The organism is Acetobacter estunensis, from assembly GCF_019083805.1.
Taxonomy (GTDB): Bacteria; Pseudomonadota; Alphaproteobacteria; order Acetobacterales; family Acetobacteraceae; genus Acetobacter; species Acetobacter estunensis_A.
Genome location: NZ_JAHRDV010000001.1, coordinates 216,351 through 228,860 on the forward strand (window position 1 = coordinate 216,351; position 12,510 = coordinate 228,860).

Annotated in this window: 13 protein-coding genes and 1 tRNA gene; 6 read left to right on the forward strand and 8 right to left on the reverse strand. The window is 60.5% G+C overall.

Going from position 1 to position 12,510, the window contains the following annotated elements:
* Positions 1-186: 186 nt before the first annotated feature.
* Positions 187-579, reverse strand: coding sequence for a hypothetical protein (locus KUA11_RS01150; protein WP_217408834.1), 393 nt, complete (start codon positions 577-579; stop codon positions 187-189).
* 50 nt (positions 580-629) lie between these two features.
* On the reverse strand, positions 630-830 hold the full coding sequence (locus KUA11_RS01155; RefSeq protein WP_254454595.1) for an entericidin A/B family lipoprotein: 201 nt from the start codon (positions 828-830) through the stop codon (positions 630-632).
* A gap of 211 nt (positions 831-1,041) precedes the next feature.
* On the opposite strand from KUA11_RS01155, the gene KUA11_RS01160 reads away from it, so the two are divergent.
* The 4 genes from KUA11_RS01160 to KUA11_RS01175 are packed head-to-tail and all read left to right on the forward strand — an operon-like array spanning position 1,042 to position 4,066.
* The gene (locus KUA11_RS01160; RefSeq protein WP_166313391.1) at positions 1,042-1,254 is read left to right on the forward strand and encodes a hypothetical protein; all 213 of its coding nucleotides are present in this window, start codon (positions 1,042-1,044) and stop codon (positions 1,252-1,254) included.
* Positions 1,254-1,808: a dCTP deaminase gene (dcd, locus tag KUA11_RS01165; RefSeq protein WP_217408835.1), complete on the forward strand. Its 555-nt coding sequence runs from the start codon at positions 1,254-1,256 to the stop codon at positions 1,806-1,808. Before KUA11_RS01160 ends, dcd begins: the two co-directional genes overlap by 1 nt.
* A 3-nt stretch (positions 1,809-1,811) precedes the next feature.
* Positions 1,812-3,074 (forward strand): UDP-N-acetylglucosamine 1-carboxyvinyltransferase, encoded by a 1,263-nt coding sequence (gene murA, locus KUA11_RS01170; protein ID WP_217408836.1) that lies wholly within the window; start codon positions 1,812-1,814, stop codon positions 3,072-3,074.
* A gap of 32 nt (positions 3,075-3,106) precedes the next feature.
* Entirely contained in the window at positions 3,107-4,066 is a 960-nt protein-coding gene (locus KUA11_RS01175) for an alpha/beta hydrolase (protein ID WP_254454596.1), read from the forward strand.
* Between the two features lie 16 nt (positions 4,067-4,082).
* Here KUA11_RS01175 and KUA11_RS01180 read toward each other — a convergent pair whose 3' ends face one another.
* Positions 4,083-4,658 carry a hypothetical protein gene (locus tag KUA11_RS01180; protein WP_408744132.1) on the reverse strand — a complete coding sequence of 192 codons (576 nt, stop codon included), beginning with the start codon at positions 4,656-4,658 and terminating at the stop codon, positions 4,083-4,085.
* Between the two features lie 145 nt (positions 4,659-4,803).
* On the opposite strand from KUA11_RS01180, the gene KUA11_RS01185 reads away from it, so the two are divergent.
* The gene (locus tag KUA11_RS01185) at positions 4,804-5,019 is read left to right on the forward strand and encodes a DUF1653 domain-containing protein (protein WP_254454598.1); all 216 of its coding nucleotides are present in this window, start codon (positions 4,804-4,806) and stop codon (positions 5,017-5,019) included.
* A gap of 75 nt (positions 5,020-5,094) precedes the next feature.
* Here KUA11_RS01185 and KUA11_RS01190 read toward each other — a convergent pair whose 3' ends face one another.
* The 5 genes from KUA11_RS01190 to KUA11_RS01210 form a co-directional block, all read right to left on the reverse strand.
* Positions 5,095-5,514, reverse strand: a complete 420-nt coding sequence (locus KUA11_RS01190; protein ID WP_217408839.1) for an alcohol dehydrogenase — start codon at positions 5,512-5,514, stop codon at positions 5,095-5,097.
* Positions 5,515-5,647: 133 nt separating this feature from the next.
* Positions 5,648-5,721, reverse strand: a tRNA-Gly gene (locus KUA11_RS01195).
* 72 nt (positions 5,722-5,793) lie between these two features.
* Complete coding sequence (locus KUA11_RS01200; protein WP_254454599.1) at positions 5,794-7,305, reverse strand: efflux transporter outer membrane subunit; 1,512 nt, start codon at positions 7,303-7,305, stop codon at positions 5,794-5,796.
* Positions 7,305-10,463 (reverse strand): efflux RND transporter permease subunit, encoded by a 3,159-nt coding sequence (locus KUA11_RS01205; RefSeq protein WP_217408840.1) that lies wholly within the window; start codon positions 10,461-10,463, stop codon positions 7,305-7,307. Before KUA11_RS01205 ends, KUA11_RS01200 begins: the two co-directional genes overlap by 1 nt.
* 5 nt (positions 10,464-10,468) lie before the next feature.
* Positions 10,469-11,638: an efflux RND transporter periplasmic adaptor subunit gene (locus KUA11_RS01210; RefSeq protein ID WP_408744129.1), complete on the reverse strand. Its 1,170-nt coding sequence runs from the start codon at positions 11,636-11,638 to the stop codon at positions 10,469-10,471.
* 195 nt (positions 11,639-11,833) lie between these two features.
* On the opposite strand from KUA11_RS01210, the gene KUA11_RS01215 reads away from it, so the two are divergent.
* Positions 11,834-12,508 carry a TetR/AcrR family transcriptional regulator gene (locus tag KUA11_RS01215; protein WP_217408841.1) on the forward strand — a complete coding sequence of 225 codons (675 nt, stop codon included), beginning with the start codon at positions 11,834-11,836 and terminating at the stop codon, positions 12,506-12,508.
* Positions 12,509-12,510: the final 2 nt, after the last annotated feature.

Genomic DNA, 12,510 nt, shown 5'->3' on the forward strand with positions numbered 1-12,510 from the left:
TGTGGCATTTCCCCCTTTGAGAAACCAGCCCGGAAAGCCGGAAAACCCCGCTTTCATGCCATTCTCAAAAGTCAGAAATGGGTGACCGCTCTCCTCACCGCTCCAATGCCCGAACGTCACCCCCATGCGACAAAACAGACAGCACCGACGTCCCGCAAAAACAGCATTCGCTGCATATCCGATGGCTTACCGGACGGAAGGAAGAGCGGGATAAGCCTGAGAAGGATAATACAGCGCCCCGTGATAGGAATTGCTTCCAGCGACCGGTTTCGGAGCGACTGTGGGTGACTGCGCAGGCAGACTGCCGATCGAAGCCGGTTGCCCCTGATTTTCCAGTTGCACGGGATGAGCTGGAGGAATGGGCTGCCCCGGATAATACACCGGCCCCTTATAGGCAGTGCCGATCTGGGCGGTATTCAGACGATCGACTTCCGCTTCCTCTGCGTCCTGAGCGGCAACAGTGTGCACCGAAAACGGCGGAGCCGCCTGTGCAGAGGTCGTCTGGACAAAAAAGCCTCCCAAGACCGCCACAGTTGGCATCAAGCTCTTGATCCACCCGCGCATTCCACTTTCTCCCACACCGTCCACTCCTTCATTCAAAAAATGGCTGAGCGGAAGCGTTAAGCCCCTCAGTGCGTCGAACTACCTGTGGCATTCGAAATACCCTGCTGCGTCGCCGTTGCGCCACGCGACACGTTATGACCGACGGAACTCACATCCCGTCCGGCTCCGGCGACAGTGTTGCAGCCCGCCAACCCCAGCATCATGGCGGATGCCAGCATCGCTCCTGCAACCCGCTTGATGCCACGCATACCTGAACCGTTCCCCATGTCACTCTTACCTTTTACAAACTCGATACGCAGTCCAAACGCATGTATCTGTTCAGAGTTTCACGCCTCACACCCTTCTGGCCGCGCGTTCAGGAAGCAATTGCGCCGAGCATGCTGGCAGTCCTGCCGCGGGTGTTATAAGAACCGCCTCCACTGATGACATGTTTCGGAGCGGCTCTCCCAACGCCGCCCTCTCACACGGGAATCTGGAATGCCGCCCGCCGGTGACGACCGCACAGCCCAAGACCGCACCCATTCGCCTTCCCTGACGCCTGCGGCCGAAGCTGCACTGCAACAGAGACGAGCGGATGAGGCCGCCGCTCTGCGGGCCAACCTGAAACGCCGCAAGGAACAGGCCCGCGCGCGTCAAGCCGACACAGCACCTTCCCCTACGCCAGCCTCTCACGCCCCGGAGACACCCTGATGCCCATCATGCCTGACACATGGATCCGTGAGAGAGCACTCAAAGACAACATGATCGAACCGTTTGTGGAGTGCCAGAAACGCGACGGCGTAATCTCCTATGGCCTGTCTTCTTATGGCTACGACGCCCGCGTGGCGGATGATTTCCGCATCTTCACCGACGTCAACGGCGCGATCGTGGACCCCAAATGCTTCAGTCCCGACAGCTTCGTGTCGCGCAAGGGCGATGTCTGCGTCATCCCACCCAACAGCTTCGTACTGGCACACACCATCGAATATTTCCGCATTCCGCGCGATACGCTGGTCGTCTGCCTTGGCAAGTCCACCTATGCCCGCTGCGGCATCATCGTGAACGTGACGCCGCTGGAGCCGGAATGGGAAGGACAGGTGACGATCGAAATCAGCAACACCACTCCTTTGCCCGCGCGCATTTACGCAAATGAAGGTATCTGTCAGTTCCTCTTCTTTCAGGGCGCATCGCCCTGCGAAACCAGCTACGCCGACCGCGCGGGCAAATATATGCGCCAGCACGGCGTGACGACACCGAGGCTCTGACGCATGGACCGTTTCATCATTCGGGGTGGAAAGCCCCTTCACGGCGAGATCACCATTGGCGGCGCGAAGAACGCGGGCCTAAAGCTCATGGTGGCGGGCCTGCTCACCAATGACCGCCTGATCCTGACCAACGTCCCACGCATTGCCGACATTGTCACCATGCGGGCCCTGCTCCTCAAGCTCGGCATAAACGTGGAAGACCTCAACGGCGACGGCAGCGCCTATGCCATTGGCGGCTCTATCACCAGTACGGAGGCGCCCTACGACATCGTCTCCAAGATGCGTGCGTCCATCCTCGTCCTCGGCCCCTTGCTCGCCCGATGCGGAGAAGCTCGCGTCTCGCTGCCCGGAGGCTGCGCCATCGGCACGCGCCCGGTGGACATGCACCTCAAGGGGCTGGAGGCTCTGGGAGCGAAAATCCGGCTGGAAGGTGGCTACATCAACGCCACAGCCCCCAAGGGGCTGACAGGCGATCGCATTGTCCTGCCATTCGCGTCCGTGGGCGCCACTGAAAATCTGCTCATGGCCGCGACACTGGCCAAGGGGCGCACCGAGATCGTCAACGCGGCCCGCGAACCGGAAATCGGTGATCTGGTGGCGTGTCTCAACAGCATGGGCGCACGCATTACAGGCTCGGGCACCGGTACCCTCGTCATCGATGGCGTGGAAGCGCTGCACGGTGCGGAACACCGGATCATGCCGGACCGCATCGAATGCGGCACCTATGCCTGCGCCGCCGGCATCACGGGGGGCGACCTGAAACTCCTCGGCGGCCGCGTGGACGATCTGGGCGCCGTGGTGCGCGCGCTGGAGGAAACCGGCGTGGAAGTCACGCAGGAATCCTACGGCATGCGTGTGCGCCGTACGGGTGCGCTGCGCGGTATCGACATCATGACCGAGCCGTATCCGGGTTTCCCAACCGACATGCAGGCACAGTTCATGGCGCTTCTTGCCGTGGCCGAAGGCGCGTCGATGATCACCGAGACCATCTTCGAGAACCGCTTCATGCACGTGCCGGAACTCAACCGCATGGGCGCACGCATCAATGTTCATGGCTCGTCGGCCATCATTCGTGGTGTGCACACTCTGTCCGGTGCCCCCGTCATGGCGACCGATCTGCGCGCCTCCTTCTCGCTCATTCTCGCAGGCCTTGCCGCCCGGGGCGAGACGATCCTCAGCCGCGTCTATCACCTCGACCGTGGTTATGAAGCCGTCGAAAAGAAGCTTGCGGCCTGTGGCGCGAACATCGAACGTGTGAAGGACTGAGCTTCACACGAGATTACGGCAGGAGGACTTCCATGACGATCAGCACGCGCTCTCTCGTGGACCCGGACCTTCTGCCGCTTCTGGACCGGCTCGACCCGCCGGAAATCCTGAACGATGACACGCTTGAGGCCGCGCGTGCCCGCCGTGTTCCGCCGCCCATGCAACGGGACACTCTTTCCGTCACAACCGAAGTGCGGCAGGCTCCGGGACTGGCCGATGACCCGGCTGTGCGCGTGCTGGTGTCTCGCCCAACCGCCCCCCCCGCGCTTTCTCCACGACCGGCCATCCTTCACATTCATGGTGGCGGTTTTGTCATGGGCACGCCGGAGGCCATGCTGCCTTTGCTGCGTCGCTGGGCACACGAACTCGATTGCGTGGTGATCTCGGTCGATTACCGGCTTGCCCCTGAAGCCGCTTTTCCCGCGCCGCTGGATGACTGCTATGCTGCCCTGAAATGGGCTGCAGACAACGCCGAGACGCTTGGCATCGATCCCGCCCGCATTGGCGTGGCCGGGGAAAGTGCTGGCGGTGGATTGGCTGCGGGGATGACCCTTCTGGTCCGTCAGCGCGGCGGCCCAACACTGGCCTTCCAGAACCTGCAATACCCCATGTTGGATGACCGCACGGTCACAGCCACCTCCCCAAATCCCGTGACCGGCGAGTTTCTCTGGACACGGGAGAAAAACCATTTCGGGTGGCGCTGTTATCTTGGGCAGGAACCGGGAGGTACGGCTCTCTCGCCTTTCGCCGCTCCTTCACGCGCCAGCAGTCTGGCCGATCTGCCGCCTGCCTATATCGGTGTGGGCACGCTCGATCTGTTCCTCGATGAAGACCTCGATTACGCGCTGCGGCTGATCCGGGCGCGCGTTTCGGTGGAACTGGATGTCTTTCCCGGCGCGTTTCACGCCTTCGAGCTTCAAACCGGAGCGGCCATCACCAAGCGCTCGATGAGCCGCCGCATCGAGGCGATGCGGCAGGCCATGTATCCCTGACGAACGCCGGTGCTGCTCAGTGACCTTTGGTCGAACTTTTATGAGCTGACTTCTGTTCCTGGAACTGCTCGATCTCTCCGCGGAGATTGCCGATCGGCGCGGCCCCGATCGTGTCCTGATAGGTCGAGCCGTCCCAGACCCACTTGTCCGTGCCATCGATCATCAGGTCATGCATGCCCCGATGACTGGTGGGTAGCACGGAAATCTCGCCACTCACGGAATCAAGTATCTTCACCCACTCCCCCTTCTGGCGAAGATAGACATCCGCCGAACAACCGGCCGAGCCGCACAGTGCTGCCGACTGCAATTCCACAAACAGGGCAGCGGATTCCCCCTTGCGCGTGGAAAGAGAGGCCGAGCCGATCAGGACCAGCGGCTCTTCCTTGTGACGACGTGACGTCGCGATATCCTCGGCATTGAGCAGACGCGCCTGCTTGTCGAGTTCCGTGCCCGGTTGGGAGGTCAGGATCACCGGATTACCGGACGCCGAAGCCGCCGTCGTCGCATGCCGATGCGTGGCGCGATGATGCGTGGTCGCTGTCGCGGCCTGCGCGGGCGGCAGCGTGAATGTCACCAGTCCGAGCATTCCCATGATGGCACAGGCGGCACGCGATACCGGAGTGGACGGCAGGACGGCAGAACGGGAAATGAACGGGGACAGAGACAAAACCGGAAAACTCCTGTGCATTCATTGGCCAATGCGCGAAAAGAACGCGCCATCCAGCGAAAGGACCACCATGACATCCGATGCTCCCCCTGCCCTGCCACCGGGTCTGTACCGGCATTACAAGGGCGGGCTGTATACGGTCCTGCATCTGGCCCGTCACAGCGAGACGGAAGAATGGCTGGTCGTTTATCGCAGCGAAACCCATCAGACGCTATGGGTGCGCCCACTTTCCATGTGGCTGGAAAGCGTCGGAGACCAACAGCGATTTGCCCCTGTGGCCGAATAGCCGCAGTTTCCGGCCAGACAAAAAGGCCCCGGAACGACTGCTCCGGAGCCTTTTCACACAGATTGAAATCCGAACTTACTGGATCGTCTTCGCGCGTGTCAGCACGGCGCCACAGACACGGCCCTGCGCGTCGGGCTCAAGTGACGTGATGGTGGAGCGCTGGCCATTGATTTCGAACTGCCCCGATGAGCCGACAGCGTAGTCCATGTTGCCACGCTGGTCGGTGGGCACGGCATTGGTCTTCTCGTTGACCGTCGTCTGCAATGCATCGCCATCTTCATGCGAAATATGGTCCGTCATGATGCAGTAATTCAGCAGACCAGCCAGATTGGCGGGCGAGACAGCCGCCACATCACTTGCCGAAGCCACGGCCGACGGCGGGTTGCCAGCCGTCGGAGCCGGCGGCTCGGCAGCATTGGCCGCCGTGAACGAGAAAGACGACGCACCAGCAATCGCTGTGGCAACGGCAAGGGCGCGAAGGGAAAAACGGATCATCGAAAGCTCCTGATTGCTTTGCCCGCATGTTGCTCCAAGCAATCCCGCCACGCAACGCACTGCAGGGCATGGAGCCATTCCACAGGGGATGAACAGGAGGTCACAATTTAGAGAGGACTTCGTAATAAGGCGCTGGAGCGGGTGAAGGGAATCGAACCCTTGTATGCAGCTTGGGAAGCTGCCGTTCTACCATTGAACTACACCCGCATGGCTTCGCTTATAAGCCTCCCGGCTCAAGCTGACAATCGGCCCCCTCTCTCCTTCTGTGCGTCCTCAACTTCAAAGTTTCGCGGGAACACGAGGCGAGCGGAGGGTTTTCTCGCTCCATCCGCCTCCGAGTGCCCGATAGAAAGTGACAAGATTTTCATAGCGCGCCACCAGCACCGCGACACGGGATTGCTCCGCCTGAAGCAGCGTCCTCTGCGCAACGAGCTGATTGAGATAGGAATCCGTTCCCGCCTCATAGCGCATCCGCGAAAGTCGGTAGGACTCCGAGGAAGCATGAACCAGATCGTCCATGCGATGCGCTTCTTCCATATAGGTCGGGCGCGCCACCAAGGTATCGGACACTTCCTTGAACGCTGTCTGAATGGCCTTTTCGTAAGCCGCCACCCTCACGTCACGCTCGGCTTTCGCGACTTCAAGATTCCCGCGGTTTTGTCCCCAAGTGAAAATCGGGATCGTGATGTTGGGCTGAAGCCCCCATGTGGTCGCAGGCGCGGTAAACAGCCGATGCCACATCAGACTGCTCAGGCCATCGGTTGCCGTAAGCGTGAATTTCGGAAAGAATGCCGCCCGCGCCGCACCGATATTGGCATTGGCGGATAACAGGTCGTGTTCTGCCGCGATGATATCGGGCCTGCGATACAACAGATCGGAGGGAAGACCTTCCGGCACATCGGCCATCAGCGTCTGTTCACCCAACGGACGCGGTGGCGGGAGAGTGTCGGGAATGGGCGCGCCGATCAACAGCGTGATCGCGTTTTCGTCCTGCGCCACCAAACGCATCTGCTGCGCCCGGAGTTGAGCAGCCTGATCCACCTGAGTCTGCGCCTGCTGCACGGTCAGGAGATTTTCTTCTCCATGGTCGTAACGCAGACGAATCAAGCGCAGATTTTCTTCAAGATTGGCTACAGCCTCATTGGCGATCTGCAACACTTCCCGATCACCCAGCCACGCCAGATAGGCATTCGCCACCTGTGAGACGATGCTGATCCGCAACGCGCGCTCGGTTGCCACCTGCTTGAGAGCAGCTTCCGCAGACGCATGCGAGAGACTGCGGATGCGACCGAACACATCGATCTCATAGGACGAAAAACCGATACCGGCCGTGTAATAACGGAAAGTCGAGATGTTTTCACCGACACCCGGCGCAAAGCTGAAACCGGCAGTCTGCGATGGCTGCATGTACATCGCCGCTCCCGTCGCCCCAATCGCGGGGAACAGAGAGGCATGTTGCACATCGTACTGGCCAGCCGCCTGCGCGATACTGGCGACGGCCGAGCGCAGATCACGGTTCTCCCGCATCGCGATCCCAATCAACGCCTTCAGGCGCGGATCCGTGAAAAAATCCTGCCAGCCGATATCGGAAGCGGGCGTCTGCAGCGCAGCGTCTGTCTTGGCGCTCGCATCCTTGGTGCCCATGTCGGGCGCCTTGGGAAAGGTCTTTGCCAGCGGTGGTGCCGGACGATGATAGGTGGGCTCCATCGTGCAACCCGCCAGCAGGACGCCCGCGAGCGCCACCATCGCCCCGCATCCCGGACGACGGTGCTTCTTCATGACCACGTTCATCAACTCGCCTCCGGGGCCGCAACGGGCGGATGTCCGCCACCATCTCCACGCTCCGACATCCGCGTCACACGGAACAGGCGCAGCACCAGCACGAAGAACAGCGGCACGAAATAGACGGCCAGAAAAGTGGCCGTGAGCATGCCGCCCACAACGGCCGTGCCGATGGCTTCACGCGCCGCCGATCCGGCGCCGCTGGCAATGGCGAGCGGAAAGACACCCAGCACGAAGGCGATGGACGTCATGAGGATCGGTCGCAGACGCTCACGACCGGCATTGAGCACTGCCTCTTCCAGCGATTGTCCACCCTCGAAATTGGCCTTGGCGAACTCCACGATCAGGATCGCGTTTTTCACCGCCAGTCCCACGGTGGTGAGCAGCCCGACCTGGAAATACACGTCGTTGTCCATGTCGCGCCACAGGGTTGCGGCAATAGCACCGAGGACGCCCAACGGAATGACGAGAATCACCGCAATGGGAATGGCCCAGCTTTCATAAAGAGCGGCGAGACAGAGCAGAATGACCGTTGCTGCCAGCGCATAGAGCGGACCGGTTGAAGAACCGGATGCCATCTGTTCGAAGGACAGACCCGTCCATTCATACCCGATCCCCTCCGGCAGTTTTGCCAGAATGCTCTCGATCGCTGTGATGGAATCGCCCGAACTGTAACCGCTGGACGGCTGTCCAAGGATCTCGAAGGCGTTGAGGCCGTTATAATCCTCCACCTTCTGCGGACCCGTGATCCAGTGACCGCTCGCAATGGCGTTGAAGGGCACCATCGTGCCGCTGGTATTGCGCAGATACCATGCGTTGAGATCGATCGGCAGCATACGCGCCGATGGCTCACCCTGAATGTAGACCTGCTTTACACGGTCGTCGCGCATGAACTGGTTCACATAAATCGAGCCAAGCGCCCCTTCGACGAGTGTGTTGATGTCCGCCACCGACACGCCCAGCGCATTGGCCTTTTCGCGGTCGATATCGAGGTGATATTGCGGCGCGTCTTCCATGCCATTCGGACGCACCGCCATCAGGCGCTTGTCCTTGGCGGCCAGACCGAGAACCATGTTGCGCGCGGCAAGTAGCTTCTCATGACCGACATGCCCGCGATCTTCCAGTTCGAGATCGAAACCCGTGGCATTGCCCAGTTCGAGCACGGCGGGCGGATTGATGGCGAAAATCTGCGCCTCCGGGTCTCCCCAGAAATGCATCATGACGCGGTTGGCAATGGCAGTTGACGCCTGACTCGCCTTCGGACGCACCTCCCAATCCTTGAGCTTGACGAAGAACGCGCCCGCGCTCTGTCCCTGCCCGGCGAAGTTGAACCCGTTCATCACATAGACGGACTCGACGTTGTCGCCTTCGGTCTTGAGAATGTAGTCGGAGACCTTCTTCGTGACCTTCGCCGTCTGCTCCTGCGTCGATCCGGGCGGCAACGTCACCTGACCGAAGATCAGCCCCTGATCCTCATCGGGCAGAAATCCACCCGGCAGTCGCATGAACAGGAACACCACGCATCCTGTCAGCGCGGCGAACGCCACCAATGACACGAGCCTGTGGCCAATGACGAACTGCACGCCATGCAGATAGCCTTTCGTCAGGCGTGTGAACTGCCGGTTGAACCATCCGGGCAGCCCCTTGGTCTTTTCGTGCTGTCCCGGCTTGAGCATCGTCGCGCACAACGCTGGTGTCATCACCATGGCCACCAGCACCGATAGCCACATGGCTGCGACAATGGTGATGGAGAACTGGCGATAAATCACGCCTGTGGAGCCTGAGAACGCTGCCATAGGCAGGAACACGGCGGTCAGCACCAGCACGATCCCCACCAGTGCGCCCGATATCTCGTCCATCGAGACGCGCGCCGCTTCATGCGGAGACAATCCCTTTTCCGTCATCACACGTTCGACGTTTTCCACCACCACGATGGCGTCATCGACCAGAAGGCCCACGGCCAGCACCATGGCCAGCATGGTCAAAGTGTTGATGGAGAACCCGAGTGCGGAAAGGATGCCGAACGTGCCCAACAGAACCACCGGCACGGCGATGGTCGGAATGAGTGTTGCACGAAAATTCTGCAGGAAGATCAGCATCACGAGAAAGACGAGACCGATCGCCTCTGCCAGCGTGATGACCACTTCCTCAATTGACAGCACGATGAACGGCTTGGTGTCGAGCGGATAGACCGTCTTGAGCCCTGGTGGGTAGAACTTCTCAAGCTGCGCGATTTCCGCGCGCACCGCCGCTTCCGTGGTCAACTGGTTGGCGCCCGGCGTCAGTTTGAGCGCCATACCCGCGGCTGGCTGACCATTATAAAGTGAGCTGAAGTTGTAGCTCTGCGCCCCGAACTCGATCTTGCCGACATCACGCACACGCACCTGCGCACCATCGGGCATGACTTTCAGTAGGATATTGCCGAATTCCTCGGGCGAAGTCAGACGTGTGGGACCGATAATGGTCGCATCCAGACGCGCTCCAGCCTTGGCTGGTAGACCACCGAGTTCACCCGATGACACCTGAAGATTCTGCGCCTCGATGGCGGTCTGCACATCCCCTACCGCCAGGCCGTAGCTGTACAGTTTCTGCGGGCTGAGCCAGATACGCATGGCGTATTCGGAGCCAAACAGCGTGTGGTCGCCCACACCCGACACACGCGAGAGCGGATCGGACACGTTGGACGCCACGTAATCCGCAATGTCCTGCGCCGTCATGGACCCATCGGTTGAGATGAAGGCCACGACCATCATGAAGTTTTTCACGGCCTTGGCCACCGTGATGCCCTGCGCCGTCACTTCAGTGGGCAGACGTGGCTCGGCAAGCTGGAGCTTGTTCTGCACCTGTACCTGCGCGATGTCGGGATCGGTGCCCTGCGCAAAAGTGAGATCGATCTCCATCTGCCCGGACGCATAAGACTGCGCCGAGATGTATTCGAGGTGATCGAGCCCGAACATCTGCTGGAGGATCGGACGGACCACCGTGTTGTTGACCGTCTCGGCCGACGCTCCCGGATAGGTCACCGAAATGGCAACCTGCGGCGGTGCAATGGACGGATACTGGGCAATGGGCATCCGGAAGATGGCCACACCGCCGACGAGCATGATGATCAGGCCGATCACCCATGCGAAAACCGGCCTGTCGATGAAAAAGCGCGAGAGAGACATGGGCCTTACTTCGCTCCGCTGGCCGGAGCCGCATCAGAGAAAGGCACGGGCGACACTTTCTGGCCCGGATGAATCTTTTGCAGACCCACGACCACGACGCGATCACCGGCCTTCAGCCCGGATGTCACCACCCAGTCCGTCCCCTGTGTCGCCCCTGTCGTGATGGGACGCTGTGCCACCTTGTCGTCCGCATCCAGCACCACGACCTGCGGATCCCCGTGACTGTTGCGGGTCACAGCCTGCTGGGGAACCAGAATGGCCGCCGGGTCCGTGCCCTCATCGAGCGTGGCATGCACATACATGCCCGGCAGCAACAGTCGGTCAGGATTGGGGAAGAGGGCGCGCACAACGACCGTGGAGGTGTCCTGATCCACGTTCACTTCGCTGAACTGCATCTTGCCGGGAGATTCGTAGGTTGAACCGTCCTCCATCTGGAGCGTCACCGGCACGGAATGATCGGGATTCGTGTGAATCCGCCCCGAGGCCACCTCACGGCGGATGCGCAGCAGCGAAATCGCCGGCAGGTTCACGTCCACGTAAATCGGGTCCAGCTTTGTGACGACTGCCAGATTGGACGTCTGCCCCACCGTCGCCAACGCGCCAACCGTCAGCAGAGAGCGACCGATACGCCCGTCGATGGGAGAATTGACGCGCGTGTAGCGCAGATTGACGGCGGCGGCCTCTACCTGCCCTTTCGCGACGAGAATCTGAGCGTCGGCTGCGCGGGAAGACGCCAGCGCGTCATCATATTCCTGCTTACTGACGGCATGCGCCTTCATGAGCGGCCCATAACGTTCCAGCTTGGCCCGCGCCGTCACGGCATTGGCTTTCGCCTGCGCAAGCTGTCCGGTCGCACTGTCATAGACAGCCTGATAAGCACTGGGATCGATCTGGTAGAGCTGCTGCCCCGCCTTCACATCCGTGCCTTCGACGAAATAGCGCTTGAGGATCACGCCGTTGACCTGCGGGCGCACCATGGCGATCTCGAAGGCCGAGATACGACCGGGCAACTGGGTGTGAACCTGCACCGATTGCGGTTGCAGGGTTAGCACCTCCACCTTCTGCGGCGGAGCGGCGGCTGGTGGAGGTGCCTTGCGCCCGCAGGCTCCCAGCAAAAACAGGCTCGCGATCGAAACACATGTGGCCGAAGCGCGAAGACAGACAGGTCTTTTCACGAGCACATCCCGGGCAACCAAAGGAGAGAAAAGCCGAACCCGCGCCGGATTCTCCGACACGTCTGAGAACCTCGCCACGAATCCGGCTGCATGATGAAATTAAAACTACATAGTTTCCAAAACTACGGTCAAGATGGCAGCGTCGCATTGTCTCATCTGGACAGGGTCATTCCGATGGCGCACACGAAAGATGACATGAACGCGCGCATCCCTCATGAAACCGACTGCTGCGCCGCCGCACGCGGGCCGGGGCGTCCGCCCGAGATGGCGGAATGCGAACGTCGCGAGAAGATTCTCGGCGCGGCCGACAAAGTGTTGCAGACATATGGTTACCAGGCCGCTTCCATGGACAAGGTGGCCCAATGTTCGGGTATGTCCAAGCGCACGCTCTATCAGCTTTTCCCTTCCAAACAGGAACTCTTTCACGCCCTTATCGGAGCCCGCCTGTTCTGCTTTTCTCCTTGCGTGCGTGTCGATGCGGCCACACCCGAGGATGAACTGATCGGACTTTTACAGGATATCGCCGCACGGCTGATCCGTCCCGAGGCCATTGAGCTGATTCGCGCCATCATCGCCAGTGCCTCCGAGTCCGAAGATATCCGTCACATCATGCTGTCGCTCAAGGATGGCGGGGAGACGAATGTCTTCAAACGCTGGCTGCGTGACTATTGCGCCGCTCAGGGACACCCTGAAACCGACATTGAACAGCGTGCGCGTCAGTTGTTTGGCATGACCGTGGGCGAACTCATGCTCAACGCACTGGTCATCAAGAACATCAATGAAGACGACTCACGCGCCTATATCACTTCCGGCGCCCAGCTCTTCCTGAGCGCACTCCACGCCGAATGGAACACTCGGCAATCTGTCTGACA

Coding starts and splice junctions, on each gene's coding strand:
- KUA11_RS01185 (WP_254454598.1), top strand. CDS start 4,804: ATGACATCCGATGCTCCCCCTGCCCTGCCACCGGGTCTGTACCGGCAT.
- KUA11_RS01155 (WP_254454595.1), bottom strand. CDS start 830: ATGGGGAACGGTTCAGGTATGCGTGGCATCAAGCGGGTTGCAGGAGCG.
- KUA11_RS01190 (WP_217408839.1), bottom strand. CDS start 5,514: ATGATCCGTTTTTCCCTTCGCGCCCTTGCCGTTGCCACAGCGATTGCT.
- dcd (WP_217408835.1), top strand. CDS start 1,254: ATGCCCATCATGCCTGACACATGGATCCGTGAGAGAGCACTCAAAGAC.
- murA (WP_217408836.1), top strand. CDS start 1,812: ATGGACCGTTTCATCATTCGGGGTGGAAAGCCCCTTCACGGCGAGATC.
- KUA11_RS01160 (WP_166313391.1), top strand. CDS start 1,042: ATGCCGCCCGCCGGTGACGACCGCACAGCCCAAGACCGCACCCATTCG.
- KUA11_RS01215 (WP_217408841.1), top strand. CDS start 11,834: ATGAACGCGCGCATCCCTCATGAAACCGACTGCTGCGCCGCCGCACGC.
- KUA11_RS01205 (WP_217408840.1), bottom strand. CDS start 10,463: ATGTCTCTCTCGCGCTTTTTCATCGACAGGCCGGTTTTCGCATGGGTG.
- KUA11_RS01180 (WP_408744132.1), bottom strand. CDS start 4,658: ATGGGAATGCTCGGACTGGTGACATTCACGCTGCCGCCCGCGCAGGCC.
- KUA11_RS01200 (WP_254454599.1), bottom strand. CDS start 7,305: ATGAACGTGGTCATGAAGAAGCACCGTCGTCCGGGATGCGGGGCGATG.
- KUA11_RS01175 (WP_254454596.1), top strand. CDS start 3,107: ATGACGATCAGCACGCGCTCTCTCGTGGACCCGGACCTTCTGCCGCTT.